Annotated in this window: 27 protein-coding genes; 26 read left to right on the forward strand and 1 reads right to left on the reverse strand. The window is 43.2% G+C overall.

The genetic code is table 11. The features are described from left to right. Positions 1–10 precede the first annotated feature (10 nt). The 26 genes from M3085_RS06380 (at position 11) to M3085_RS06505 (ending at position 23,995) form a co-directional block, all read left to right on the forward strand. Positions 11–1,477, forward strand: a complete 1,467-nt coding sequence (locus M3085_RS06380) for a DUF4836 family protein (protein WP_249052553.1) — start codon at positions 11–13, stop codon at positions 1,475–1,477. A gap of 57 nt (positions 1,478–1,534) precedes the next feature. After that, positions 1,535–2,236, forward strand: a complete 702-nt coding sequence (locus M3085_RS06385; RefSeq protein WP_249052554.1) for a 16S rRNA (uracil(1498)-N(3))-methyltransferase — start codon at positions 1,535–1,537, stop codon at positions 2,234–2,236. A gap of 1 nt (position 2,237) precedes the next feature. Then, positions 2,238–3,719, forward strand: coding sequence for a DUF4836 family protein (locus M3085_RS06390; protein ID WP_249052555.1), 1,482 nt, complete (start codon positions 2,238–2,240; stop codon positions 3,717–3,719). 12 nt (positions 3,720–3,731) lie between these two features. Then, positions 3,732–4,376 carry an ATP-binding cassette domain-containing protein gene (locus M3085_RS06395; RefSeq protein ID WP_204499983.1) on the forward strand — a complete coding sequence of 215 codons (645 nt, stop codon included), beginning with the start codon at positions 3,732–3,734 and terminating at the stop codon, positions 4,374–4,376. 2 nt (positions 4,377–4,378) lie between these two features. Further along, positions 4,379–5,566, forward strand: a complete 1,188-nt coding sequence (locus tag M3085_RS06400) for an ABC transporter permease (RefSeq protein ID WP_191709501.1) — start codon at positions 4,379–4,381, stop codon at positions 5,564–5,566. A gap of 312 nt (positions 5,567–5,878) precedes the next feature. Continuing rightward, positions 5,879–6,733, forward strand: a complete 855-nt coding sequence (gene map / locus M3085_RS06405; protein WP_191709500.1) for a type I methionyl aminopeptidase — start codon at positions 5,879–5,881, stop codon at positions 6,731–6,733. Positions 6,734–6,751: 18 nt separating this feature from the next. Beyond that, positions 6,752–7,774, forward strand: a complete 1,023-nt coding sequence (gene tsaD, locus M3085_RS06410; protein ID WP_191709499.1) for a tRNA (adenosine(37)-N6)-threonylcarbamoyltransferase complex transferase subunit TsaD — start codon at positions 6,752–6,754, stop codon at positions 7,772–7,774. A 20-nt stretch (positions 7,775–7,794) separates the two neighbouring features. Next, positions 7,795–8,295, forward strand: coding sequence for a CinA family protein (locus tag M3085_RS06415; protein WP_191709498.1), 501 nt, complete (start codon positions 7,795–7,797; stop codon positions 8,293–8,295). Positions 8,296–8,398: 103 nt separating this feature from the next. Then, complete coding sequence (gene rpmB, locus M3085_RS06420; protein ID WP_191709497.1) at positions 8,399–8,659, forward strand: 50S ribosomal protein L28; 261 nt, start codon at positions 8,399–8,401, stop codon at positions 8,657–8,659. Positions 8,660–8,678: 19 nt separating this feature from the next. Continuing rightward, positions 8,679–8,867 carry a 50S ribosomal protein L33 gene (gene rpmG, locus M3085_RS06425; RefSeq protein ID WP_005841291.1) on the forward strand — a complete coding sequence of 63 codons (189 nt, stop codon included), beginning with the start codon at positions 8,679–8,681 and terminating at the stop codon, positions 8,865–8,867. 9 nt (positions 8,868–8,876) lie between these two features. Beyond that, a complete protein-coding gene (locus tag M3085_RS06430; RefSeq protein WP_191709496.1) occupies positions 8,877–9,032 on the forward strand; it encodes a DUF4295 domain-containing protein in 156 nt (51 codons plus the stop codon). 123 nt (positions 9,033–9,155) lie between these two features. Continuing rightward, a complete protein-coding gene (gene ftsY / locus M3085_RS06435; RefSeq protein WP_191709495.1) occupies positions 9,156–10,121 on the forward strand; it encodes a signal recognition particle-docking protein FtsY in 966 nt (321 codons plus the stop codon). Then, on the forward strand, positions 10,118–11,416 hold the full coding sequence (rimO, locus tag M3085_RS06440) for a 30S ribosomal protein S12 methylthiotransferase RimO (RefSeq protein ID WP_204499981.1): 1,299 nt from the start codon (positions 10,118–10,120) through the stop codon (positions 11,414–11,416). The genes ftsY and rimO overlap by 4 nt, the downstream gene beginning before the upstream one ends. 14 nt (positions 11,417–11,430) lie before the next feature. Further along, positions 11,431–11,721, forward strand: coding sequence for an HU family DNA-binding protein (locus tag M3085_RS06445; protein ID WP_191709493.1), 291 nt, complete (start codon positions 11,431–11,433; stop codon positions 11,719–11,721). Beyond that, complete coding sequence (locus M3085_RS06450; protein ID WP_249052556.1) at positions 11,714–12,724, forward strand: HU family DNA-binding protein; 1,011 nt, start codon at positions 11,714–11,716, stop codon at positions 12,722–12,724. The genes M3085_RS06445 and M3085_RS06450 overlap by 8 nt, the downstream gene beginning before the upstream one ends. Before the next feature lie 239 nt (positions 12,725–12,963). Then, on the forward strand, positions 12,964–13,959 hold the full coding sequence (locus M3085_RS06455; protein WP_191709491.1) for an AAA family ATPase: 996 nt from the start codon (positions 12,964–12,966) through the stop codon (positions 13,957–13,959). Positions 13,960–14,033: 74 nt separating this feature from the next. Continuing rightward, complete coding sequence (locus tag M3085_RS06460; RefSeq protein ID WP_249052557.1) at positions 14,034–14,903, forward strand: DUF58 domain-containing protein; 870 nt, start codon at positions 14,034–14,036, stop codon at positions 14,901–14,903. Positions 14,904–14,911: 8 nt separating this feature from the next. Next, complete coding sequence (locus tag M3085_RS06465) at positions 14,912–16,012, forward strand: hypothetical protein (protein WP_410554334.1); 1,101 nt, start codon at positions 14,912–14,914, stop codon at positions 16,010–16,012. Positions 16,013–16,027: 15 nt separating this feature from the next. Continuing rightward, a complete protein-coding gene (locus M3085_RS06470; protein ID WP_204499978.1) occupies positions 16,028–17,026 on the forward strand; it encodes a vWA domain-containing protein in 999 nt (332 codons plus the stop codon). A 12-nt stretch (positions 17,027–17,038) separates the two neighbouring features. Beyond that, on the forward strand, positions 17,039–18,064 hold the full coding sequence (locus M3085_RS06475) for a vWA domain-containing protein (protein WP_191709488.1): 1,026 nt from the start codon (positions 17,039–17,041) through the stop codon (positions 18,062–18,064). A gap of 4 nt (positions 18,065–18,068) precedes the next feature. Next, a complete protein-coding gene (locus M3085_RS06480; RefSeq protein WP_191709487.1) occupies positions 18,069–18,764 on the forward strand; it encodes a tetratricopeptide repeat protein in 696 nt (231 codons plus the stop codon). Positions 18,765–18,802: 38 nt separating this feature from the next. Continuing rightward, positions 18,803–20,632, forward strand: a complete 1,830-nt coding sequence (locus M3085_RS06485) for a BatD family protein (RefSeq protein WP_249052558.1) — start codon at positions 18,803–18,805, stop codon at positions 20,630–20,632. Between the two features lie 13 nt (positions 20,633–20,645). Further along, the gene (locus M3085_RS06490; RefSeq protein ID WP_204499974.1) at positions 20,646–21,398 is read left to right on the forward strand and encodes a tetratricopeptide repeat protein; all 753 of its coding nucleotides are present in this window, start codon (positions 20,646–20,648) and stop codon (positions 21,396–21,398) included. 14 nt (positions 21,399–21,412) lie between these two features. Then, on the forward strand, positions 21,413–22,129 hold the full coding sequence (locus M3085_RS06495) for a phosphatase PAP2 family protein (RefSeq protein ID WP_249052664.1): 717 nt from the start codon (positions 21,413–21,415) through the stop codon (positions 22,127–22,129). Between the two features lie 406 nt (positions 22,130–22,535). After that, on the forward strand, positions 22,536–22,793 hold the full coding sequence (locus M3085_RS06500) for a DNA-binding protein (protein WP_191709484.1): 258 nt from the start codon (positions 22,536–22,538) through the stop codon (positions 22,791–22,793). Between the two features lie 74 nt (positions 22,794–22,867). After that, a complete protein-coding gene (locus M3085_RS06505) occupies positions 22,868–23,995 on the forward strand; it encodes a universal stress protein (protein ID WP_191709483.1) in 1,128 nt (375 codons plus the stop codon). Between the two features lie 96 nt (positions 23,996–24,091). On the opposite strand, the gene M3085_RS06510 is transcribed toward M3085_RS06505, so the two are convergent. Next, complete coding sequence (locus tag M3085_RS06510) at positions 24,092–25,639, reverse strand: peptide MFS transporter (protein ID WP_191709482.1); 1,548 nt, start codon at positions 25,637–25,639, stop codon at positions 24,092–24,094. Positions 25,640–25,755: the final 116 nt, after the last annotated feature.

A 25,755-nucleotide genomic window follows, 5' to 3' on the forward strand; every position in this document is an offset into this window, starting at 1 on the left:
TCTATATTTTATGAAAACACAACTTAGAAATTGGACCTTATTATTGGTCGTGACGTTATTGGCAGTAGCCTGCTCAACAGAAAAGAAACAGTATGTAAACGTAATTCCTGCTGATGCGTCGTTAGTCGCTTCTTTCAATATGCGGCAGATGATTGAAAAGTGCGCACTCTCAGAAGCCGACACCAAGCAGTTGCAAGACGAAATCGGGAAAGCAATCAAAAATGAAATGGCTGGCAATGATGTTGATCTGATCAACAAAATCATGGCCAATCCGTCTGAAAGCGGTATCGACTGGCGAGAAAATTTATATGTTTTCGCAATGCCCGGAGGTAATATTACAGGAATTGTTGTGGCTGTATCGGACAAGAGCAAGTTGGAAGAGGCTATGAATGTACTGGTGAGCCAAAATGCTTGCAAGCCCTTTAAGGATGGAGCCGGTTTTTCTTATACCACGGTTGAAGAACAGTCGTTGATTGCTTATAATGAAACGACCTTGTTGGTGCTTCTGTCTCAAGTTTCGGGAGAGGTAGAAACGTTGGAAAGCAAAGCGGATGAGTGGCTGAATGCGTTGGAGAATACGTATGCTGAAACCGAATCTTTTAAAAAACTTGTCGAAATAGGAGGAGATATTGCCCTTATCGCCTCAACGGATATATTACCGCAGCAATACTTGTCAATGGTAAAAATGAGTTTGCCCGAACAAATCGACTTAAAAAATATCAAGTCGGCAGTTGCCGTTCGTTTTGAGCAGGGGAAAATGATAATGGATGCAGAGAATTTCTACACCGATAAGACTGTTGAGTCGATGGTAAAAGAGCAAATGAAAATATATGCCGGAAAAGTGGATGATACATTCATGGAAAAGTATCCGAACGATGCAATGTTGTGGATGGGTATCAACCTGAACGGAAAAGAGTTGTATACTTATTTGTTGAATAATAATGTGTTGGGCACAAAACTGAAAAGCGGTTCATTGCCTATCGATGTAGAAAAAATGGTGAGCGCTATCGACGGTCAGGTTGCTTTGGGTATAGGTTCGGATGCTTCGATTCCATCCATCGGACTTTATGCAGAAGTCAACAATGATGATTTCTTACAGGATTTGTCACAATGGAAACCGATACTGGATTTGCAGAAAATCAGTTATGGAGTAGAAGATGGAGTGTTTTATTTGACCAATCAGAAAGAAGTTTCAGCTGAAAATTCCTTGAAGAAAGCTCCGTGGGCAAGAGAAGCAGACGGCAAGTTATTTTTCATGATGATTGATTTCCGCTCATGGGGAGGACTGTTGGCAAGTCAGACCCGCGGCGTTGAAGGAGCGGTTATTAAGATGTTGTCTGAGTATATCGACTATGTTACGGTGAGTGCTGACGACGCTACACACTCATCGCTTACATTCATTATGAGAGATAAAGAAAAGAATGTCTTGGAACAATGGGTGAACGCCGTGAAGAAAATGAATGGAATGAACGAGTGAGTTTTCGCGGAAAACCTTTATCTTTGTGCGTAAGTTAGATTAAAGAAAAGAAACTATATGCACATATTTTATACTCCGGATATTACCGTCGACGGAGAATTGCCGGAAGAAGAGGCAGGACACTGCCTGCGGGTCTTGCGCTTAGGCGTAGGCGATGAGGTGATGCTTACCGACGGTAAAGGATTTTTTTATAAAGCGGTAATCACTGCCGCTACGGGCAAGCGTTGTCAAGTGAAGGTGGTCGAAACCATAGGTCAAGCTCCGTTGTGGAACGGTCATCTTCATTTGGCAATGGCTCCCACTAAAAATATGGACAGAATCGAGTGGTTCGCAGAAAAAGCTACTGAAATAGGGTTTGATGAACTGAGTTTTGTGAACTGCCGTTTTTCCGAGCGCAAGGTTATCAAGACCGAACGCATTGAAAAGATAGTGGTTTCGGCAGTAAAACAATCGCTGAAAGCACGTAAGCCTCTTGTGAATGAATTGACGGATTTCGGGAAATTTATTCAGCAAAAATTCGAAGGCCAGAAGTTTATTGCCCATTGTTATGAAGGCGATAAACCACTGTTGAAAGATGTACTCATCCCCGGAAAAGATGCTGTGGTTTTAATCGGACCTGAAGGCGATTTCAGTCCGGAAGAAGTTCAGAAAGCAGAAGCTGCCGGCTTTCAAGCTATCAGTTTAGGGAAATCTCGCCTGCGCACCGAAACGGCTGCGTTGGTGGCGGTACATATCATGAATTTATTTAATCAGAATTAGCATGAGACGGTATAATGTTGCGATATGGGTAGGAATCTTCATGCTGTTGCTTGCATCGTGTACCGACGGTAGTAAATATGTTTTAGCCTTGCCGGACGATGCGGCATTGGTGGCTTCTGTCAACCTGAAAACGCTTTCTCAGAAGGCGGGATTGAACGATGAAAAGGAAAAAAGCGTAGCCCGGAAACTGAAAGCCGTATTGGGAAGTGATTTAAGTTCGCAGGAGTTGGTAGATAAAATCATACAAAACCCTTCGGAAAGCGGTATCGCATTGGAAGATAACATCTATTTTTTTGTGAGGAAACAGGCTGCCTCTGCCGGCGTGTTGGCACGTGTGTCAAGCCGGAGCGCGGTTGCAGATTTGCTGGAGGCTTTCCATGAACAACAACTGTGCGGTGCTTTGCGTGAAAGCGGAGGATGTATATGGACGGTGATGGGGAATACCCTGATCGCTTATTCCGATATAGCTTTGGTGGCTATGACTCCTTTGCGGCAAGGCGAAGCGAAAGACTTGCAATATCAGGCAGAAAGACTGTTGCGCCAAAAAAAAGGGGAAGGGTTTGCGTCGACTCCCGATTATCAAAAGATGATGGAATCAAAAGGCGATATCGTTACGCTTGCTTCGCTGGAGTTGCTTCCGTCTGAATATGTTACCCCGCTGACAATGGGAGTCTCGGCAGAATTGAAACTGAAAGACGTGAAGGCGTTGGCTACATTGAGCTTTGAAAACGGAAAGGCAGTGGCAGACATTATTCCTGTAATAACAGACGGGGTGATGAATGATTTGCTGGAGAAACAATTAAAGGCTTGCTCAGTCTTGAAAGGACATTATCTGGATACATTTTCTTCAAATACGGGAGTGTGGATGGCAATGAACATCGATGGCGGGCAAATCTTCAGCCTGCTGAACGAAAACCCTACGATGCGCCGCCAGTTCAAAACATCAATGATTCCGCTTGATTTTGCTGCAATCTTCAATGCGGTGAAAGGCGATGTAACAATCGCTTTCCCGAATCCTTTGCGCAGTCGTGACTTCATAATGTATGCTGATGTAGTAAACCGCGATTTCCTTCAAACATTCGAAGCACTTAAACCATTGGTTGCAATGAGTGGAGGACAGGTAAAGTTACTTAATAAAGGTCAAGATGCATACGAGTTTCGGGCTGTCGATGCTGCGATGCTGAATTTGGGAAAAGGTCCGATGGCTCTCTGGTTCGGGGTGAAAGACAATCGCTTTTATCTGACAAACAACGACCAACTGGTAGGAAAGAAACCTTTGGGATGGTCGTTGCGTGATACTGAATGGGGAGGCGGAGTGACCGGAAAACGTTTCTTTGGCGCAGTGAATTTTGCCGGAATGACGGGAGGTCTGGGATATCTCACGGCAGAATCGCCCGATGGAAAGAACATCCATATCGAATGGGTGATGAAAGACAAGCAGGTTAATGTATTGCAACAATTAGTGCAAATAGTAGGTTTTTAAGACGTAATTAGAGTGAATACGATTGAATTACAACAAACATTGCCGGAAGTGTTTGCCGGACGAGACAGCATCGTTTCGGATATTTGGCATAAACAGGTAGCCTTACAGCGCGGAAAGACTTACCTGATTGAGGCTGCTTCGGGGACGGGAAAGTCTTCTTTGTGCAGCTTTATCTACGGATACCGCCGCGATTATCAGGGAATTATTTGTTTCGACGGAGAAAATATACGCAACTATTCGGTGTCCCAGTGGGTTGCTGTCCGCAAACGTTCGATAAGTATGCTCTTTCAGGAACTTCGTTTGTTTGGTGAACTGACTGCGTGGGAGAACGTCCAGTTGAAAAATACCCTTACCGGCTATGCCGATAAGAAGCAAATCAGACAGTGGTTTGAGGCATTGGGAATTTCCGATAAGTGGAATGAAAGGATAGATAAAATGTCATTCGGGCAGCAACAGCGGGTAGCCTTTATCCGCGCATTGTGCCAGCCTTTTGATTTCATCTTTTTAGACGAACCGATCAGCCACCTTGACGATGGGAACAGTCGGATTATGAGTGAAATTCTTATCGAAGAAACTAAAAAACAAGGGGCGGGAATCGTGGTTACGTCTATCGGCAAACACCTCCCGCTAAATTATGACAGAATTATTTCTTTGTAACTATGGTTTGGAAATTACTGAAACAGCATATCAGTGCGGCACAGTTGGCGGGATTCTTTTTTGCCAATCTCTGCGGAATGGTTATCGTGTTGCTTAGCGTACAGTTTTATGGTGATGTGTTGCCTGTATTCACACAGGGCGACAGTTTCATGAAGAAAGATTACTTGGTGGTAAGCAAGAAAGTCAGTACGTTAGGCTCGGTGGTGGGGAAGAGCAGCACCTTCTCGGAGGGGGACATTGCCGATATGGAAGAACAACCCTTCACGAAAGCCGTGGGAACTTTCACGCCTGCACGGTTTAAGGTGTACGGCGGACTGGGTGTACAAGGTATGCAACTGTCTACGGCTATGTTTTTTGAGTCTGTTCCAAACCGCTTTGTCGATGTGAAGTTAAACGATTGGACGTTTAAAGAAGGGCAGGAAGAAATTCCGATTATCATCCCGCGCAATTATTTGAATCTTTATAACTTCGGATTTGCCCAAAGCCGGAATCTTCCGCAGTTATCCGAAGGGGTGATGGGGATGATGTCGCTCGACATCCGTATAAGCGGACGCGGGCAGGTAAAAGCCATGAAAGGACGCATCGTGGGATTCTCAAACCGCCTGAATACCATTCTTGTGCCTGAAGACTTCATGCTGTGGGCGAACCGCACGTATGGGGATAACGAAACAAACCGTCCCTCACGTTTGATTGTGGAAGTCGATAATCCGACCGATGAGCGTATTGCCCAATACTTTAAAGACAATGGTTATGAAACCGAAGGCGATAAGTTAGACTCCGGAAAAACGGCTTGGTTCTTAAAAGTAATCGTAAGCATCGTGTTATCCGTAGGTCTGCTGATAAGTATTCTTTCTTTCTATATCCTGATGCTCAGTATCTATTTGCTTTTACAGAAGAATACCGTAAAGTTAGAAAACCTCCTGCTCATCGGATACAGTCCTTCGCGCGTGGCTCGTCCTTACCAAGCGATGAGCATCGGGCTGAACCTGCTGGTTTTCGTTCTGAGTATGGCAGCGGTTGTGGCGATTCGCTCGGTGTACCTCGATGTTATCGGAAAAATCTTTCCGGATTTGCCCCCAAGTTCGCTACTGTCCTCGTGCGTGGCGGGCGGCATTCTGTTCTTACTCGTATCGTGTCTGAACGTTTGGGCAATTCGCCGTAAGGTCAATTCCATTTGGATTCGCAAGTAATTCTTTTCGCAGAGTCGGCAAACGGAGCAGATGCAAAAACCTATTATCGCAAAGCCTTTTGAATCAAGTCTTTATCTTGACGCTCTCAGACTCGGAAATTCTACCGCAAGAATTGCTTGTTTCTATGGGTAAGACTTGGTAACGTTACGGGTAGAAATGCTTGGCCTTAGCGGTAGAATTTTCAAACCCGGCAAATCGAATCCGAACCATCGTTCGTCACGTCGCAAAGGCGGAGCGAGTTTTTTGTTGAAATGTATGAGGTTTTCCGTTTTTTCTGTTAACTTTGCGTGATTTTATTAGTGAACAAAAGTCATGAGGAGGAATAAAAAAAACTGGAAAGTTCCAAAAGGTGCGGAATTGACAGAATTAGATAAGAAGGTGCTTTTCTATCAGGATAGGGGGCATCTGGTTCCTACACGCGAATTGATTAAGACTCCCGAACAGATAGAAGGCATCCGCCGGAGCGGGATTATCAATACCGGAGTTTTGGATTTGATTGAAAAAGAAATCCATGCCGGAATGAGTACGGCGGACATCGACAAGCTGGTTTACGATTATACGGTAAGCCACGGGGCGATTCCCGCTACGTTAGGTTATGAGGGGTTCCCCAAGAGTTGCTGTACCTCGATTAACGAAGTGGTTTGCCACGGAATACCGAGCGAGGAGGAGATTTTGGAAGAAGGCGATATAATAAATGTAGACTGTACCACGATATTGGACGGTTATTATGCCGACGCTTCTCGCATGTTTGTTATCGGCAAGACTACTCCGGAAAAGGAGAAGCTGGTGCGTGTGGCGAAAGAGTGCTTGGAAATCGGGATGGAAGCCGCCCGCCCTTACGGTTTTGTGGGCGACATCGGTCATGCCATTGAGAAACATGCCAAGAAAAACGGGTTTTCGGTGGTACGCGATTTGTGCGGTCACGGCGTAGGTGTGGAGTTTCACGAAGAACCGGATGTGGAACACTTCGGAAAGAAAGGTACCGGTATGTTGCTGGTTCCGGGAATGGTGTTTACCATCGAGCCGATGATAAATATGGGTACTTGGGAAGTCTTTATTGATGAAGAAGATGGCTGGACGGTAGTGACCGAAGACGAACTTCCGTCGGCACAATGGGAGCATACTTTCGTAATGACGGAGCATGGTCTCAAGATATTAACACATTAATATATATAATAGAAGAAAATGGATACGATTATATTAGGCATAGAGTCATCGTGCGACGACACCTCGGCTGCCGTGATTAAAAACGGCGTATTGCTGTCGAGCGTCATAGCCAGCCAAGCCGTTCATGAGGCATACGGGGGAGTGGTGCCCGAATTGGCTTCGCGTGCCCACCAGCAGAATATCGTGCCTGTGGTACACGAGGCTTTGAAGCGTGCCGGGGTGACGAAAGAAGAACTGAGTGCCGTAGCTTTTACCAGAGGTCCGGGGCTGATGGGGTCTCTGCTGGTCGGCGTTTCCTTTGCTAAAGGGTTGGCGCGTTCGTTAGGCATCCCGATGGTAGAAGTAAATCACTTGCAAGGCCATGTATTGGCTCATTTCATAAAAGAACCCGATGTAGAGTCGGCTCATCCCCAATATCCTTTTATCTGCCTGCTGGTATCGGGCGGAAATTCCCAAATAATCCGTGTAAATGCTTATAACGAGATGGAAGTGCTGGGTCAGACGATAGACGACGCGGCAGGAGAAGCCATCGACAAATGTTCGAAGGTGATGGGACTGGGGTATCCGGGAGGTCCGATAATCGATAAACTTGCCCGTCAGGGTAATCCGAATGCGTTTACATTCAGCAAACCTCACATTGCCGGTTATGATTACAGTTTCAGTGGCTTGAAAACATCATTCCTGTATTCATTACGCAACTGGCTGAAAGAAGACCCTGATTTCATAGAACATCATAAGACAGACCTTGCTGCCTCGCTGGAAAAAACCATTGTGGACATCTTGATGGATAAACTGCGCAAGGTGGTAAAAGATACGGGAATCAACGAAGTGGCAGTGGCCGGGGGAGTTTCGGCGAATAACGGATTGCGCAATGCCTTCCGCGAACATGCGGCAAAGTATGGTTGGAACATCTATATCCCGAAGTTCGGTTATACTACGGATAATGCCGCCATGATAGCCATTACCGGTTATTATAAGTTCTTGGATAAAGATTTTTGTTCGATAGATAAGCCCGCATACTCACGGGTAACAATAAAGTAATACATTAAAATAAAGAGTTTATGTCAGTAGAAACCAAAACATTAAGTAAAGAGATTAGTGAAATATTCTGGAGAGAAGGTTTTACTCTGGCTACCGCCGAAAGCTGCACGGCAGGAAACGTGGCAGCCATTATCACAGCCATACCGGGCAGTTCCCGCTTTTATAAAGGGGGAATCATCGCTTATGCGAACGAAGTGAAGGAAAACCTGCTTCATGTGAAAACAGAAACGTTAGAAGCACATGGCGCTGTGAGCGAGGAAACTGTAACAGAAATGGTTTACGGAGCCATGCAGACATTGAGTACCGATTATGCCATTGCCACATCGGGTATAGCAGGTCCGGCAGGAGGTACTCCCGACAAGCCCGTAGGTACAATCTGGGTGGCAGCAGGCAATAAGTCGAAAGTGATTACAGCGAAACTTACGGAAGACGACGGACGTGAGAAAAATATCCAAGCTGCAACGAAAAAAGCCCTTCAATTACTCTTAGAACTGTGTCAAGAGCAAGAGAATGAGGCGTAAAAGCTAAAATGTTGGCAAAAAGTTTGTGTATATAAAATAAAATCGCTTACTTTGCACTCCGTTTGAAAGAAGCATGAATAAAACTATAAAAACTTAGATAGAAATGTCAAAAATTTGTCAAATTACCGGAAAGAAAGCCTTGAATGGCAACAATGTTTCACACTCAAAAAGAAGAACTAAAAGAACGTTCGATGTGAACTTGTTTACAAAGAAATTTTATTATGTAGAGCAAGACTGTTGGATTAGTCTGAAGATTAGCGCTAACGGTTTGCGTACTATTAACAAGAAAGGCCTTGATGCAGCGCTGACAGAAGCAGTTGAAAAAGGTTATTGCGATTGGAAAAGTATCAAAGTTATTGGTTAATTAAAAGGAGAGAAAGACTATGGCGAAGAAAGCTAAGGGTAATAGAGTACAGGTAATCCTTGAATGCACTGAAATGAAGGATAGTGGTATGCCGGGAACTTCTCGTTACATTACAACTAAAAACAGAAAAAATACCACAGAAAGATTGGAATTGAAAAAGTACAATCCTATTTTGAAGAGAGTAACAGTTCATAAAGAAATTAAATAATAACAGACCATGGCAAAGAAAACAGTCGCAACCCTTCAAACAGGTAAAGAAGGTCGTTCTTATACAAAAGTTATCAAAATGGTTAAGTCTCCGAAAACCGGTGCTTACATTTTTGATGAACAAATGATTCCTAACGAAAAAGTACAGGAACATCTGAAGAAATAATTACGCATTGAGAACAAATCAATAAAAAGTTCCTTTCATGTTTAGAATGAGAGGAACTTTTTTTGTATGTCTTCAATATTTCGTATATCTTTGTATCTGAAACAGATAATAAATACAGATTGTATGGGATTTTTTAGTTTTTTCTCGAAGGAAAAGAAAGAGACTTTAGACAAAGGATTATCTAAAACCAAAGAGAGCGTATTCGGTAAAATAGCCCGTGCCATTGCCGGGAAATCGAAGGTAGACGACGAGGTGCTGGATAATCTGGAGGAAGTTTTGATTACTTCGGATGTGGGTGTGGAGACCACATTGAATATTATCAAACGTATTGAGGCGCGTGTAGCCAAGGATAAATATGTTGATACGAATGAATTGAATAATATTCTTCGTGAAGAAATAGCTACTCTGCTTACTGAAAATAATACGGTAGATGCAGACGATTTCAGCGTTCCGTCGGGCAAGAAGCCTTATGTTATCATGGTAGTAGGGGTGAACGGAGTAGGTAAAACCACCACTATCGGTAAATTGGCTTATCAATTTAAAAAAGCAGGAAAATCGGTTTATCTGGGAGCTGCCGATACGTTCCGTGCAGCTGCAGTTGAACAGCTGGTTATTTGGGGCGAGCGTGTAGGAGTCCCGGTTGTCAAGCAAAAAATGGGTGCCGACCCGGCTTCGGTTGCTTTTGATACATTAAGCTCGGCTGTGGCAAATAATGCGGATGTGGTGATTATTGATACGGCAGGACGTTTGCATAATAAAATCGGTTTGATGAACGAGCTGACCAAGATAAAAAACGTAATGCAGAAAGTCATTCCCGACGCTCCTCATGAAGTGCTTTTGGTGCTTGATGGATCAACCGGTCAGAATGCCTTTGAACAGGCTAAGCAATTTACTTTGGCAACAGAAGTCAATGCGATGGCGATTACTAAATTAGACGGAACAGCTAAGGGAGGAGTGGTTATCGGAATTTCCGACCAATTTAAAATCCCGGTAAAATATATCGGGTTAGGTGAAGGTATAGAAGATTTGCAAATTTTCCGTCGCCGGGAGTTTGTGGATTCATTGTTTGGAACAACAGCTAATAAATGAAAAAAAATACGATAGATATCATAACCTTAGGGTGCTCTAAAAATCTGGTAGACTCGGAGAAACTGATGCGTCAGTTGGAGGCGAGCGGCTATAAGGTTACCCATGACAGTGACAATCCCAAAGGAGAAATAGCCGTTATCAATACGTGCGGATTTATCGGGGATGCAAAAGAAGAGTCGATTAACATGATTCTGGAGTTTTGTCAGGCTAAGGAAGAGGGACGCCTGAAAAAACTTTATGTGATGGGGTGTCTTTCTGAACGTTATCTGAAAGAACTGCAGGTAGAGATTCCGCAAGTAGATAAGTTTTATGGAAAATTTAATTGGAATGACTTGCTTTCCGATTTGGGGAAAAGCTATCACTCTGAGTTTGCTATCGAGCGTCATCTTACTACGCCTGCCCACTATGCTTATTTGAAGATTTCGGAAGGATGCGACCGCCAGTGTGCCTATTGCGCTATTCCCATCATTACAGGCAAGCATGTGTCTCGTCCGATGGAGGAGATTTTAGATGAAGTCCGTATGTTGGTATCCGAAGGGGTAAAAGAGTTTCAGGTCATCGCTCAGGAATTGACTTATTACGGAGTCGATTTGTATAAAAAGCAAATGCTCCCTGAACTGATTGAGCGCATGGCTCAGATACCGGGCGTTGAGTGGATTCGTTTGCATTATGCTTATCCTGCCCGCTTCCCGAAAGAATTGTTCCGTGTGATGCGCGAACATGACAACGTTTGTAAATACATGGATATTGCTTTGCAGCATATCAGCGATAACATGTTGCAGCGGATGCGTCGCCATGTCAGCAAAGCCGAGACTTATGAACTGATTGAGCAGTTCCGTAAAGAAGTGCCCGGCATTCATCTGAGAACTACGCTGATGGTGGGATTTCCGGGCGAAACGGAGCAGGATTTCGAGGAACTGAAAGACTTTGTCCGTAAAGTTCGTTTCGACCGCATGGGGGCTTTTGCCTATTCGGAAGAAGAAGGAACATACTCGGCAGATAAATACGAGGATAATATCCCTGACGAGGTGAAACAGCAGCGTTTGGATGAACTGATGGCTATCCAGCAAGAGATTTCGGCTGAGCTGAGCCACGCCAAGATAGGCAAGACATTTAAAATTATCATCGACCGCAAGGAGGGAGAGTATTACGTGGGCAGAACCGAATTCGACTCGCCTGAGGTAGATCCCGAAGTGTTGGTGAAGGATGAAGGACAGGCATTGAAAATAGGTGAGTTTTATACAGCAAAAATCAACGACGCAGACGATTTTGATTTGTATGCCACTATATTATAATGTTTGTACGGATTATGAATAATAAAGAATTTATCAGTGAACTATCGCGCCGCTTGGGCTATACGGTAAAAGATGCGACAACCGTGACAGATTCTCTTATCGCATGTATAATACAAGACTTGCAAGAAGGGAAGAACGTAACAATCCAGAATTTCGGCACCTTTGAAGTGAAGAAAAAAATGGAGCGTATTTCTGTGAATCCGTTGACCAAGCAGCGTTTCTTGGTTCCGCCCAAGTTAAACCTTTGTTTCAAACCCAACTTGACGTTAAAAGAAAAGCTAAAGAGTAATACTTCTGATGACTGACAAAACCATCCGACAGGATTTAATTGATTTTTTGATTGAACATCATCAAATGGAACCGGCAGATGCAGAAGCGTTTGTCAAGGCTTTTTTCACTCTGATAGAAGAAGCCTTAGTTCGAGACAGATATGTAAAAATCAAAGGATTAGGTACTTTTAAACTGATTGAGGTGAACGCTCGCGAAAGCGTGGATGTCAATACGGGTGAGCGTATACAGATAAAAGAATATACAAAAGTTTCATTCATTCCCGAAGCATCGGTCCGAGATGCTGTGAATAAGCCTTTCGCACATTTCGAAACTGTTCTTCTGAAAGACGATGTTCATTTCAGCGACATGCCGGAGTCTTCAGAGAACGAAGAAAATACGGTTGAGGAACAGGATGTTCCATCTGCCGAAAACACATCGAATAGCGTCCTTCAGTCTGAGCCTGTGTCTGAGGCTCCGTCTCGCATGGGAAAAAATATTGTTATGCGCTTGCCGTGGTGCATGATTTCTGCTATTTTACTGTTAGGTGTATTGGTTGGCGGAATTGTAGCGTGGATGTTGGGCTCTGGGCGCAGATATATTCCCGAATCAATGTTACATTGTTATTTTGAAAATCAAAAACCGGCAGAGACAATATCTTCTGATAAGCCCGATTCTGTGATGCTTGCTCCGGTTGTAACCGTTGCCGTCCGGACTGATTCGGTAAGTAAAAAATCTGTTACAAAAACGGATGAAAAAGGAAAAACAGCAAAGGAAGAAATTTCAATCCGTAAAGAAAATTTGTCCGACACGGTAGAATATGACATGACAGGAACGAAAACCACTTATACACTCCGTTCGGGAGAAAGTCTTGCCAGAATTTCTTTGAAATTTTACGGCAATAAAAAATTGTGGCCTTATTTGGCGAGGTACAATAAACAAATTATTAAAAATCCTAATAATGTACCTGTCGGGACAACCATTCGCATTCCCGTTCTTGTGCCGAAAAGGGCAAAAAGCGTGGAAAGACCCTCAAATTAAATTTCTTTAGCCCAATTAGGTTTAAATCTGTACCTCAATCTGTATTTTTTAATAAATATTTGTTGTGTCTGTTAATCGAATCCTTTAATTTTGGGGTGCGTTAAAAAACTTTTTGACGCATCGTTTGAGTAATAAAATAGGGATGTCTGCATTCGTCCGATTTCTTACGCTAAAGAGTCTGATAAAAAATGCGGATGCTCCATTAATTGAAATAGAAAAATTAAATAATAAAAAAAATTATGGCTGAAGCTATTGACATTCGTGAGCTAAATGAACGCATTGAACGTCAGAGTGCGTTTGTTACAAATCTGATGACCGGTATGGATCAAGTTATCGTCGGTCAGAAACATCTTATAGAATCATTATTAATCGGTCTGTTGTCCGACGGTCATATCCTCTTGGAAGGTGTTCCCGGATTGGCAAAGACTTTGGCAATCAAAACGCTGGCTTCTTTGATTGACGCAAAATACAGTCGTATACAGTTTACCCCCGACTTACTTCCTGCCGATGTTCTCGGTACGATGATATACAGTCAGAAAGACGAACAGTTTATTACTCGAAAAGGGCCTATCTTCGCTAATTTTGTATTGGCGGATGAAATTAACCGTGCCCCTGCGAAAGTGCAGAGTGCTTTGCTTGAAGCCATGCAAGAACGTCAGGTAACCTTGAGTAAAGAAACCTTCCGCCTGCCTGAACCATTCTTGGTAATGGCTACTCAAAACCCGATAGAACAAGAAGGTACTTATCCGCTTCCTGAAGCGCAAGTCGACCGTTTCATGCTGAAAGTGCTTATCGACTATCCGAAATTGGAAGAAGAGAAAAAGATTATCCGTCAGAATATATCAGGCGAGAAGATAGAAATCCGTCCGATTCTGAGAGCGGAAGATATTATCGAAGCCCGTAAGGTGGTACATCAAGTTTATTTGGACGAAAAAATCGAGCAGTATATTGCCGATATCGTATTTGCAACCCGCTATCCGGAGAAATACGATTTGAAAGATTTGAAAGGTCTGATAGGCTTTGGCGGTTCTCCGCGTGCATCTATCAACTTGGCTTTGGCGGCACGTAGCTACGCATTTATCAAGCGTCGTGGTTATGTGATTCCGGAAGATGTCCGTGCTGTTTCGCACGATGTGCTTCGCCACCGTATCGGATTGACGTACGAAGCAGAAGCGACTAACGTAACGTCTGACGAAATCGTAAGTAAGATTCTGAACAAGGTAGAAGTGCCCTAATGAGCCGGAGTGTTTCGGCTCGCCTGTTATAGCGAAAAGGGCTTATACGTTGTTAAAAGATTAATCTTAAAAGAATGGAAACAAGTGAATTACTAAAGCGCGTCCGTCAGATTGAAATAAAAACGCGCGGACTTTCGAGCAATATTTTTGCGGGGCAGTATCATTCTGCTTTCAAGGGCAGGGGTATGGCGTTTTCGGAGGTGCGCGAGTATCAGTATGGCGATGATGTACGCGATATAGACTGGAATGTAACGGCTCGCTTTGACAAACCATTCGTTAAGGTATTCGAAGAAGAACGCGAACTGACTGTCATGTTACTGGTTGATGTGTCGAACAGTTTGGATTTCGGAACGGTAAAGCAGATGAAGAAAAGTATGGTGACTGAAATAGCGGCGACGCTTGCTTTTTCTGCCATCCAGAATAACGATAAAATCGGGGTTATTTTCTTTTCCGACCGTATAGAAAAGTTTATTCCCCCTAAAAAAGGGCGTAAACATATTCTTTACATTATCCGTGAGCTGTTGGATTTTCAACCGCAAAGTCAACGGACAAATCTGCAATGCGCTATTGAGTATCTGACTAATGTGTTGAAGAAGCGTTGTACGGCGTTTATGTTAAGCGATTTTATTGATGAACGCGATTTTAAAAATGCGCTGACGGTGGCAAACCGTAAGCATGATGTGGTGGCTATTCAGGTGTACGATCGCCGAATGGAGGAATTACCGGATATTGGTTTGATGCATGTACGTGATGCGGAAACGGGTCATGAACAGTGGATTGATACCTCATCGAAAGCACTGCGTAAAGCGCATTATGAATGGTGGGTGAAACAACAAGCCAGACTGAATGACACTTTTACGCATTGTAATGTCGATTCGGTTTCGGTGCGTACCGACCAAGATTATGTAAAAGCATTGTTGAATTTATTCGCTAAACGAAACTAAGAGAAAAGATGAAATATACCCTATGTAATAGGTTAAGGGCGTTGAAAGTGTTGGGCTGTATGGCTTTGCTTTTTTTGGCTTCTTCCACGCTCCGCGCACAGGTGACTGTGGAGGCAACTATCGATTCTTTGCAATTGCTCATCGGCGAGCAGGCAAAGGTAAAGCTTGAGGTCAGTATGGATGCCAATCATAAACTGATTCTGCCTGCCGTGCGTGATACGCTGGTGAAGGGAGTTGAAGTTTTGGATGTTGCTAAACCGGATACGCAATTACTTAACGAGAATAAGCGTTGGCTGATATCTCAGGAGTATACCATTACTTCTTTCGATTCGGCTTTATATTATCTGCCGCCTTTTGAAGTTAAGGTTGACAACGAATCTTATCAGTCGCAGGCATTGGCGTTAAAGGTATATTCTGTGCCGGTGGATACACTTCATCCCGACCAGTTTTTTGGGCCGAAGAGTATTCAGGAAGTACCCTTGACATGGAGTGACATTGCCCCGTTGGTATACGCTTTCTTGTTGATGCTCATATTGGGTGCGGTGGCAGTCTTTTTTGTCATCCGTTACCGGAACAATAAGCCTATCATTAAGATTATCAAAATCGAACCCAAGCTGCCTCCTCATCAGGCTGCCATGAAGAAGATAGAAGAAATCAAGGCAAACAAGGCATGGCAGCGCGAAGAACCGAAACTTTATTATACCGAACTTACAGACGTAATCCGTGTCTATATAAAGGAACGTTTCGGATTTAACGCGATGGAAATGACTTCTTCTGAGATTATCGAACGGTTGCTTGAAGAAAAAGATAAAGAGTCTATCAATGACTTGAAAGTGCTTTTCGAAACTGCCGATCTCGTGAAGTTTGCCAAGTTTGCGCCTTTGATGAACGAAAATGATATGAATTTGGTTAGTGCTGTTGATTTTATCAATCAAACCAAAAAAGAAGAAGACCCGAATGCCAAGAAAGAACCCACGGAAATTAAGGTGGAGGAAAAGCGTTCGAAACAGGGACGCATTATGTTGTTGTGCAGCATAGCGGTTACGGGTATCGGCGCTGTGATAGCACTTTATGTGGCTATCCGCCATATAATAGCGCTCTTCTTTTAATAAATTAATAGAGTTATGGTTTTTGCAAATATTGAATATCTGTTTCTGCTACTGCTTCTTATCCCATATATAGTATGGTATATCATGAAGCGTAAAAAAACGGAGCCTACCATGCAGGTTTCTACGGCGCGTATGTATATGAATGCGCCCCGAAGCTGGAAGGTATGGCTGCTTCACGCCCCGTTTGTATTGCGGATTGTTACTTTTGTGATGATAGTGTTGGTATTGGCACGCCCGCAGACTACCGATAATTGGCAGAATACGGAAATAGAAGGAATAGACATCATGCTGGCGGTAGACGTTTCTACCAGTATGCTTGCTGAAGACTTGAAGCCGAATCGTATTGAGGCGGCAAAACAGGTGGCATCGGAATTTATCAATGGTCGTCCGAACGATAATATCGGTTTAACCATCTTTGCAGGAGAGGCTTTTACCCAATGTCCGCTGACGGTTGACCACGGTGTGCTTTTGAATCTTTTCCGCAGCGTAAGTTGCGATATGGTGCAGCGTGGAATGATAGAAGATGGAACGGCACTGGGGATGGGACTTGCCAATGCCGTAAGCCGACTGAAAGATAGCAAAGCTAAATCGAAAGTCATTATCCTCTTGACCGACGGTGTGAATAACCGTGGCGACATTTCTCCGCTTACTGCTGCCGAAATAGCCAAGCAGTTCGGTATCAGAGTGTATACTATCGGAGTAGGAACGAATGGAACCGCTCCTTATCCGATGCAAACTTATGCAGGAGTACAGTATGTTCAGATGCCTGTTGAGATAGATGAACAAACCATGTCGCAAATTGCCGGAACTACGAATGGCAACTATTTCCGCGCTACCAGTAACTCGAAGTTGAAAGATGTATATCGCGAAATAGACAAGTTGGAAAAAACCAAGTTGAATGTAAAAGAGTTCAGCAAGCGCGAAGAGGCCTATGAACTGTATGCACTGATTGCTTTCCTTTGCATTTTGCTGGAAATAGTTTTGCGCAATACCGTATTAAAGAAAATACCTTAAAAAGAGAAAGTTATGTTTCGATTCGGAGAACCTATCTATTTATATTTGCTAATCATACTGCCTTTTCTGATAGCGTTTTATTTGTATTCCAATTATAAACGCCGCAAGAAAATTCGCCGGTATGGTGACCCGGAATTGCTGGCACAATTAATGCCGGATGTTTCTAAATATCGTCCGGATGTAAAATTCTGGTTAGTGTTTGCCGCACTTACGATGGTTATCTTTATGTTAGCCCGTCCGCAATTCGGCTCGAAGATGGAAACGGTAAAACGTCAGGGCGTAGAAACAGTCGTGGCGTTAGACATTTCCAATTCGATGTTGGCACAAGATGTAACGCCCAGCCGTTTGGATAAATCAAAGAAACTGATTTCGCGGCTGGTTGAGACTTTTAATAATGATAAAGTGGCACTGATTGTTTTTGCTGGAGAGGCCTTTACTCAGCTGCCGATAACAAGCGATTACGTATCTGCCAAGATGTTTTTAGAAACTATCAGTCCTTCATTGATAAGTACGCAGGGAACAGATATCAGAGGGGCTATCGACTTGGCTATGAAGAGTTTTACTCCGAATGAGGGGGTTGGTAGAGCTATCGTGCTGATAACCGATGGTGAGAATCATGAAGGCGGAGCGGTAGAAGCCGCAAAAGAAGCAGCCTCTAAAGGAGTGCGTGTCTTTGTACTTGGAGTAGGTTCGCCCGATGGAGCTCCCATTCCTACGGAAGGTCAGAACGAGTTCCGGCGGGATAAGGATGGAAACGTTATCGTTACGCGGCTGAACGAACAGATGTGTCAGGAAATCGCACAGGCCGGAAACGGAATGTATGTACGTGTAGACAATACCAATCGTGCCGAACGGGCATTGAATGCAGAAATTAATAAGTTGGCAAAAGCGGATGTCGAAACCCAAGTGTTTACCGAATTCGATGAACAATTTCAGGTGTTGGCATGGCTGGCGTTGCTTTTACTGGCAGCCGAAATCATGATATTAGACCGTAAAAATCCGCTTTTCAAGAATGTGAGACTCTTTAAACGAGATTGAGATAATGATACGCAAGGGATATATATTATTGATGTTGATGTTTGTCTCTGTTTTCGCGTACGGACAGAAAACAGAGCGGGATTATTTGCGAAGCGGAAACAAACTTTATAAAGACAGTTTGTTTGTCAAGGCAGAAGTGGATTATCGTAAAGCGTTGGAGCTAAACCCTAAATCGGCGGATGCCATGTATAACCTCGGTAATTCTTTGCTCATGCAAGAAAAGGCAAAAGAGGCTATGGAGCAATTTGATGCTGCTTCACGCATTGAAAAAGATAAATCCAAATTAGCGCGGATATATCATAACATGGGGGTTATCCTGCAATCGTCGAAACAGCTTCCGCAGTGTATTGAAGCATATAAAGAGTCATTGCGCAACAATCCGAAAGATGATGAAACTCGCTATAACTTGGCCTTGGCACAGAAACAATTGAAAGATCAGCAGCAACAGCAGCAGAATCAAGACCAGAATAAAGAGCAGAAGCAAGATCAAAAGCAGGATGATAAACAGCAAAATAAAGATCAGCAAGACCAAAATAAACAAGAACAGCAACAGAATCAGCAACAGCAGCAACAGAACCAAATGTCGAAAGAAAATGCGGAACAATTGCTGAACGCAGTGATGCAGGATGAAAAGAATGTCCAAGATAAAGTGAAAAAACAAATTCAGGTTCAAGGACGTAAGTTAGAGAAAGATTGGTGATACTGTTTATTGAGTAGATAATATAAAAAATGAAATAAATGAGGAAGATTATTTTCTTACTATTATTAACGGTTACTGCGTGGCAGATGCAGGCTGCAAATAAAGTTACGTTTACTGCCAGTGCCCCTGATGTGGTGGTAAGCGGTGACCAGTTTCGTTTGGAGTTTACAGTTAATACACAGCAGGTAAAGGATTTCCGTGCTCCGTCTATTAGCGGATTCGATGTTTTGATGGGCCCCAGTCGCTCGCAGCAAAGCAGTACGCAAATTATTAATGGAAAAGTATCGTCCAGCCGGTCGATTACCTTTACGTATATTCTGATGGCGGGAAAAGAAGGTACGTATACTATCCCCGCTGCAAGCATAGAGGCTGAAGGAGAAAAGATTTTCTCAAATTCCATACAGATTAAAGTTCTTCCGGCAGATCAATCGACTGGTGGTAATGCCGGAGGAAAGCAAGGAGGCGCTTCTTCCTCTCGTAGCCAGCAAGCGGGCAGTAAAATAACAAAGGATGATTTGTTTATCACAGCTACGGCAAGTAAAACAACTGTACACGAGCAGGAAGCTATTTTATTGACTTATAAAGTATATACGCTGGTAAACCTCCGTCAACTGTACGGCAAGATGCCTGATTTGAAAGGATTCCACACTCAGGAAGTACAACTTCCCCAGCAGAAAACTTTCAAACTGGAGCATTATAAAGGGAGAAATTATAATACAACCGTATGGAGTCAGTATATCTTGTTTCCGCAGCAGACTGGTAAATTGGAGATTCCCTCTATTACTTTCGATGGCGTAATTGCACAACAGACTTTCTCGGAAGATCCGTTTGATGCCTTTTTTAACGGGGGCGGATATGTAGAAGTAAAAAAGAAAATCGTAACCCCGAAACTGACTATCAACGTAGAACCGCTGCCGGCTAAACCAGCCAACTTCTCTGGCGGAGTAGGAGATTTTAAAATTTCTTCATCAATTAATGCTACTGAGGTCAAGACGAATGACGCTGTAACTATTAAGTTGACGCTGAGCGGAGTAGGAAACATGAAGTTAATCAATACGCCCGAAGTGAAATTCCCGCAGGATTTTGAAATTTACGATCCGAAAGTCACGGATAATTACGACCTGACAAATAATGGATTGAGCGGAACGAAGACTTTTGAGTATTTGGCCATTCCGCGTCATGCCGGTAACTTTACTATTCCGCCGATTGAGTTTACTTATTTCGACCTGAAGAGTAATTCTTATAAGACACTGAAAACGCAGGCGTATAATCTGAAAGTGGAAAAAGGACAGGGAAATGCCGACCAAGTGATTTCCGACTTTACCAATAAAGAAAGCGTCAAAGTGCTTGGTAAAGACATACGCTTTATTAAGCTTGGCGACACGACATTGTATCCGAAAGGTAAATTCTTCTTCGGAACAGTGGGATACTATTTATGGTATATCATACCGTTGCTGTTGTTTGTTGTTTTTGTCATTCTGTATAGAAACCGTGCGAAAGAAAATGCAAATATGGCAAAAATGAAGACCAAGAAAGCAAACAAGGTAGCTACCAAGCGTATGAAGCTGGCTGGTAAATTATTGGCTGAAAACAAGAAAAATGAATTCTACGACGAAGTGCTGAAGGCTTTGTGGGGATATATCAGTGATAAGTTAAGTATTCCGGTTTCGCAGCTTTCAAAAGACAATATTGAAGCTGAGCTTGCAAAATATGGCGTGAGCGAAGAGCTGGTAAAAGAATTTATTGCTGCACTGAATGAATGTGAATTTGCCCGCTATGCTCCGGGAAATGAAAGCGAAGCAATGGATAAAGTTTATTCCGCATCCGTTGAAATCATCAGTAAGATGGAAAACAATATTAAACACTAAAAAACAGGAAAGGATGAAAAGATTATTTGTCGTATACGTGTTTTTATTAAGTCTTGTCCAACTGGTATCGGCTGCTTCGGCAAAAGAGGAAGCCGACAAAGCTTATCAAGACAATGACTTTAAAGGAGCTATTGAGAAATACGAGGCCATCTTAAATGCCGGAGATGAGTCGGCAGATATTTATTATAACTTGGGAAACAGTTATTTTAAAGATAAGAATATGGCAAAAGCCATACTCAACTATGAGCGCGCTTTGTTGCTGAATCCGGGCGATTCTGACACCCGGTTTAATTTGGAAATGGCCCGGAGCAAGACTGTCGATCAGATTATGCCCGCCAGTGAAGTGTTTATTGTAACATGGATAAACGCGCTCACCAACCTGATGAGTGAAAGTGGATGGGGCAGACTTGGTATCATTTCTTTCATACTGCTTTTGGTGGGAATGGTTTTCTATATTTTCGGCAATCGGATATGGGTGAAAAAAGTGGGATTTATTTCGGCTTTCGTATTGTTGCTGGTCACGATATTTGCCAATGTCTTTGCCGGTCGGCAAAAAGAAGAACTGGTAATCCGTAACGGGGCAATTATAATGAGCCCTACGGTGACAGTAAAAAGCACGCCCGATGAAAGTGGGACAGATTTGTTTGTACTTCACGAAGGAACCAAAGTATATATCGAAGATAATTCGATGACAGAGTGGAAAGAAATCCGCTTGGAAGACGGTAATAAAGGTTGGGTGCAGACGAAAGCTATTGAAGTTATTTGATACGTTCCATTATGATTGACATACAGCAACTTATTGATTTTGATAAAGAACTATTGCTTACCTTGAACGGAAGTCACTCCTTGTTCTGGGATGGAGTGATGTGGGTGGTAACCAGCACAGCTACTTGGATTCCGGCTATATTGATGCTTTTATATGTTATTTTCAAGAATAATAAGCCTACACAGGCTCTGCTGATTGTCGGGATGATCGCTTTGACCGTAACGTTGGCAGACCAGCTTTCATCCAGTATATGCAAGCCTTTTTTCGCCCGTTTCCGTCCTACCCAAGACCCTGAGATAATGTATCTGGTTCATACGGTCAACGGGTATCGGGGAGGCTTGTACGGCTTCATTTCCGGCCATGCCACCAATACGTTTGCGGTAGCTATGTTTGTTTCTCTACTTATCCGTAACAAATGCTTTACATGGATGATGTTTGTATGGGCAGCCATCCCGTCGTATTCCCGAATCTATTTGGGCGTACATTATCCGGGCGACATCCTCTGCGGGGCAATATGCGGTTGCTGTATTTCACTTCTTACGTACTGGCTTTATAGTTTCCTCCAAAGAAAACTGTTCATCAATAACCGCTACATGTCGACACCCTCTTATGCCACCGACAAGAAAACATACGGTAGCGAAGATGTAAACTTGCTGCATCTTGTCTTGTTGCTTACCTATATTTACGCACTGGTAATGGGAATGATTAAAGCCAAAGTGCTCGATTTCTGATGCTACTTATAGAACCTGTTTGAATTTGTTATAAAAAAAGTCGAAGAACTTACAGTAAAGTTTCTTCGGCTTTTTTGTTGGATATAAATCCCTTTAACTTTCCTGCCTTGCGAAAGCAAGAAATTCTCCGCCGTTATATCCGAAAAATACTACCGTTAGCGTTGTCCTTTTCTAACGGATGAGTTCACCATTTCTATTCGGAAGACTGACCGGTTTTACCGTTAGCGTTTTTCAAAGCTCCTGACGAAGCCGGAGCGTGTTTTTATGAACTATATGATAGAAATTCAGGCCCGGAAACCGATTTTTGTAAAAATATTATTGATTTTATTTGTCTTGTCAGAATCTTTCATTATTTTTATATCGAGATTTTAAAACAATCAGTCTAACTCTTAAATATGGAACTACTATGAACAGAACAATAACTTTTAACGAGTTGCGTAAAATTAAAGATTCATTGCCCACCGGAAGTATGCACCGTATCGCCGACGAACTGAGCCTGAGCGTAGAAACGGTGCGGAACTTCTTTGGCGGACATAATTTTAAAGACGGTAAAAGTGTAGGTATTCACTTGGAGCCGGGACCGGATGGCGGTTTAGTCATGTTGGACGATACGACAGTGCTTGACAAAGCAATCGCTATCTTAAAGGAACAGCAAAAAGCGTAAAATACCAATCCCAGTCAGCGTGTCCCGATGGCTGGGATTTTTTCTTATATGTTCAACCTTAAAAAACTTGTGTTATGGAAGAAAAACTTGTTACGTTAGCTATTTTGACTTATTCCAAGGCGCAAATTCTTAAAACCGTACTTGAGAATGAAGGTATTGAAGCATATATTCATAATGTGAACTTAATTCAGCCGGTTATTTCATCGGGAGTACGAATCCGTATTAAAGAAAGCGACCTGCCGCGTGCTTTGAAAATCATTGAAAGTTCGGCTTGGCTGGCAGATGAAGTGGTAAAAGAAGAGCCTCAGAAAGCGGAACGCCGGAGCAAGAAGATATTAATTCCGATAGATTTTTCAGGGTATTCTTTAAAGGCGTGTGAGTTTGGGTTCAATTTTGCCAATGAAATTCATGCCGAAGTTGTTCTGATGCACGTGTATTTCAGTCCGGTATACATGCCGAGCCTGCAATATGCTACGGAGGGGTATGGCATTCCTTTCGAAAAAGAAATGGGCATTAAAAGCATGTTGGATAATATACACGAGCAGTTGAATAAACTTGTCGAGCATATCAAAGAAAAGATAAATAGCGGTGAGCTTCCGTCTGTGAAGTATACTTGCCTGCTGCGTGAGGGAGTGCCCGAAGAGGAAATCCTTCATTATGCCCGCACAGAAGAACCGCTTATCATCATTATGGGCACCCGCGGAATGGGTGAGAAGGAGCTGGACTTAATAGGTAGTGTGACGGCGGAAATTATTGACCGTAGCCCTACGTTTGTTTATGCGATTCCGGAACATGTTAAGGCTAAGAACTTTAACGAAATACATAAGGTTGGGTTTATTACCAACTTTGACCAGCGCGACCTGATAGCGTTTGATTCGCTCATTACGACTTTTCAAAACTATAAGTTCGACATTTCATTTATTCATCTGAATACAAACGAGCAGCGTCGTACGTGGAATGAAATAAAGCTCGCAGGTATTAAAGAATATTTCAAGAAACAATACCCGCAGTTAAACATCAGTTATAATATAGTGACGGAAGACCATTTGCTGAATAATTTAGATGTATATGTAAAAGAAGAAAATATAGACGTGCTTTGCATTACGAATTATAAACGGAATGTATTTGCCCGTCTTTTTAATCCGAGTATTGCACGAAGAATGATATTCCATTCTAATACGCCCATACTGGTTATCAAATAATTAAAACACATTCAGCCACAGGTTTACGCCCGAAGCAGGTCGTTGCGTAAACTTGTGGCTGTTTTTTGGGGGAGGGAAAGGGAATGGAAAGAAAAGTTATTCCGTTCCTTTCATCATCTTTTGCAGTTTTCCGGAGAATACAAAAAGTATGACGGCAGCCGTGCCGCTCATAAACACAAAGAGCATGAAGAAATCGAAAAGATTTTCAACCTGATAGCCTAAAAAGTTTTTACTGATTCCGTTTTCGGGATAATATCCGCTCAGCATCCCGGCAAATTTGTTGGCTGCCGAGGTGCTGAGATACCATACACCCATCAGCAGCGAAGAAAACCGTACGGGAGAGAGCTTGTAAACTAAAGAAAGCCCGATGGGAGCGAGGCAGAGTTCACCCATCGTGTGAATCAGATACAATCCCGTAAGCCAGACCATGCTTACTTTTACGCCCGGTTCAACGTCTTTCACGCCAAAAGCGATGAACAAGTAACCTAAAGCCAACAGAAACAAGCCGATAGCCTGTTTGCGCGGTGAAGAAGGTTCGATTCCTCGCTTTCCTAAAAACGACCAGATGGCAGCAAACAGTGGGGCAAGGGTAACAATCATAATCGGATTAAACGATTGGAAATAAGCTGCCGGCATCTCCCATCCTCCAATATGACGATCGGTCTGCTCATCGGCAAAGAAAGTCAGCGATGCTCCAGCCTGCTCGTAAGCAGCCCAAAAGAATATGACGAAAAAGGCGATGATATAGATTACCCCGATACGTGCCTGCTCAATGCGTGTCAGCGATTTATCGGTGATAATCAGCAGCGGAACGGTTATGGCAGTGGCGTAGATAAGCGAACCTATCCAGTCGGCATTGTGAAAATAATTGCCGTTTGTTGCGCTCCAATCTATTGAGAACAAAAGGGTCAGCAGGAGAGTGCCTATCACCATACCGCATGTACGTTTCGATGTCGCAGTACGTGGAGCGGTATCATCGGCGTCGCGTTTCGTCTGGGTAGGAACCGCGCCTACGGGATTTCCGTCCGGGTCGCAGATATATTTGTTTTTAAACACTGAAAAAACACTCGCACCCAGCAACATGCCGATACATGCTGCCAAAAATCCCCATTTAAAATCTTCCGGATGTCCGGTGTTTCCCACCAACCCGCAGATAAGCGGAGCAAGGGTAGACCCTACGTTTACGCCCATATAGAAGATGGTAAAAGCAGAATCCTTGCGCGTATCGTCTGCCGCATACAGCCTTCCTACCATCGTGGAGATGTTCGGTTTGAAAAAACCGTTACCCAATATCAGCATTCCTAATCCGCAGAACATCAGCCATTTGGCAAGCGATACCTCATGGAAATAGCAGGCACTGAGAAACAGTAGAAACTGTCCGATTGCCATCGTCAGTGCACCCACCACGATAGAACGCCTGTTTCCCCAGTATCGGTCGGCTATGTAACCACCGATAAGCGGAGTCAGATACACTAATCCTGTATAACTTCCGTAAACTTGTGAGGCTGTTTCTTTGTCGAACAGCAACGCCTGTACCATGTAGAGCATGAACAGCGCACGCATACCGTAGTAACTGAAACGTTCCCACATTTCTGTTACAAATAACAGATAGAGCCCTTTGGGATGTCCTTTTGCTTGATTCATTCTTTTTTGTCTTGATAAATGTTAGTAATTTTCTCGTTCGGAGTACAAAAGTAATAAATCAAGTCTTTAGAAACAAGGAGATGTTACAAGGAATAAAAAACATGCGTATATTTTGT

Source organism: Bacteroides caecicola, from assembly GCF_023337095.1.
Taxonomy (GTDB): Bacteria; Bacteroidota; Bacteroidia; order Bacteroidales; family Bacteroidaceae; genus Phocaeicola; species Phocaeicola gallinarum.

Coding starts and splice junctions, on each gene's coding strand:
- M3085_RS06445 (WP_191709493.1), top strand. CDS start 11,431: ATGAATAATAAAGAATTTATCAGTGAACTATCGCGCCGCTTGGGCTAT.
- M3085_RS06510 (WP_191709482.1), bottom strand. CDS start 25,639: ATGAATCAAGCAAAAGGACATCCCAAAGGGCTCTATCTGTTATTTGTA.
- M3085_RS06485 (WP_249052558.1), top strand. CDS start 18,803: ATGAGGAAGATTATTTTCTTACTATTATTAACGGTTACTGCGTGGCAG.
- rpmB (WP_191709497.1), top strand. CDS start 8,399: ATGTCAAAAATTTGTCAAATTACCGGAAAGAAAGCCTTGAATGGCAAC.
- M3085_RS06460 (WP_249052557.1), top strand. CDS start 14,034: ATGGAAACAAGTGAATTACTAAAGCGCGTCCGTCAGATTGAAATAAAA.
- M3085_RS06385 (WP_249052554.1), top strand. CDS start 1,535: ATGCACATATTTTATACTCCGGATATTACCGTCGACGGAGAATTGCCG.
- M3085_RS06400 (WP_191709501.1), top strand. CDS start 4,379: ATGGTTTGGAAATTACTGAAACAGCATATCAGTGCGGCACAGTTGGCG.
- M3085_RS06470 (WP_204499978.1), top strand. CDS start 16,028: ATGGTTTTTGCAAATATTGAATATCTGTTTCTGCTACTGCTTCTTATC.
- M3085_RS06500 (WP_191709484.1), top strand. CDS start 22,536: ATGAACAGAACAATAACTTTTAACGAGTTGCGTAAAATTAAAGATTCA.
- M3085_RS06450 (WP_249052556.1), top strand. CDS start 11,714: ATGACTGACAAAACCATCCGACAGGATTTAATTGATTTTTTGATTGAA.
- M3085_RS06380 (WP_249052553.1), top strand. CDS start 11: ATGAAAACACAACTTAGAAATTGGACCTTATTATTGGTCGTGACGTTA.
- M3085_RS06465 (WP_410554334.1), top strand. CDS start 14,912: ATGAAATATACCCTATGTAATAGGTTAAGGGCGTTGAAAGTGTTGGGC.
- ftsY (WP_191709495.1), top strand. CDS start 9,156: ATGGGATTTTTTAGTTTTTTCTCGAAGGAAAAGAAAGAGACTTTAGAC.
- M3085_RS06505 (WP_191709483.1), top strand. CDS start 22,868: ATGGAAGAAAAACTTGTTACGTTAGCTATTTTGACTTATTCCAAGGCG.
- M3085_RS06390 (WP_249052555.1), top strand. CDS start 2,238: ATGAGACGGTATAATGTTGCGATATGGGTAGGAATCTTCATGCTGTTG.
- M3085_RS06430 (WP_191709496.1), top strand. CDS start 8,877: ATGGCAAAGAAAACAGTCGCAACCCTTCAAACAGGTAAAGAAGGTCGT.
- rpmG (WP_005841291.1), top strand. CDS start 8,679: ATGGCGAAGAAAGCTAAGGGTAATAGAGTACAGGTAATCCTTGAATGC.
- M3085_RS06480 (WP_191709487.1), top strand. CDS start 18,069: ATGATACGCAAGGGATATATATTATTGATGTTGATGTTTGTCTCTGTT.
- M3085_RS06475 (WP_191709488.1), top strand. CDS start 17,039: ATGTTTCGATTCGGAGAACCTATCTATTTATATTTGCTAATCATACTG.
- M3085_RS06490 (WP_204499974.1), top strand. CDS start 20,646: ATGAAAAGATTATTTGTCGTATACGTGTTTTTATTAAGTCTTGTCCAA.
- rimO (WP_204499981.1), top strand. CDS start 10,118: ATGAAAAAAAATACGATAGATATCATAACCTTAGGGTGCTCTAAAAAT.
- M3085_RS06455 (WP_191709491.1), top strand. CDS start 12,964: ATGGCTGAAGCTATTGACATTCGTGAGCTAAATGAACGCATTGAACGT.
- tsaD (WP_191709499.1), top strand. CDS start 6,752: ATGGATACGATTATATTAGGCATAGAGTCATCGTGCGACGACACCTCG.
- map (WP_191709500.1), top strand. CDS start 5,879: ATGAGGAGGAATAAAAAAAACTGGAAAGTTCCAAAAGGTGCGGAATTG.
- M3085_RS06415 (WP_191709498.1), top strand. CDS start 7,795: ATGTCAGTAGAAACCAAAACATTAAGTAAAGAGATTAGTGAAATATTC.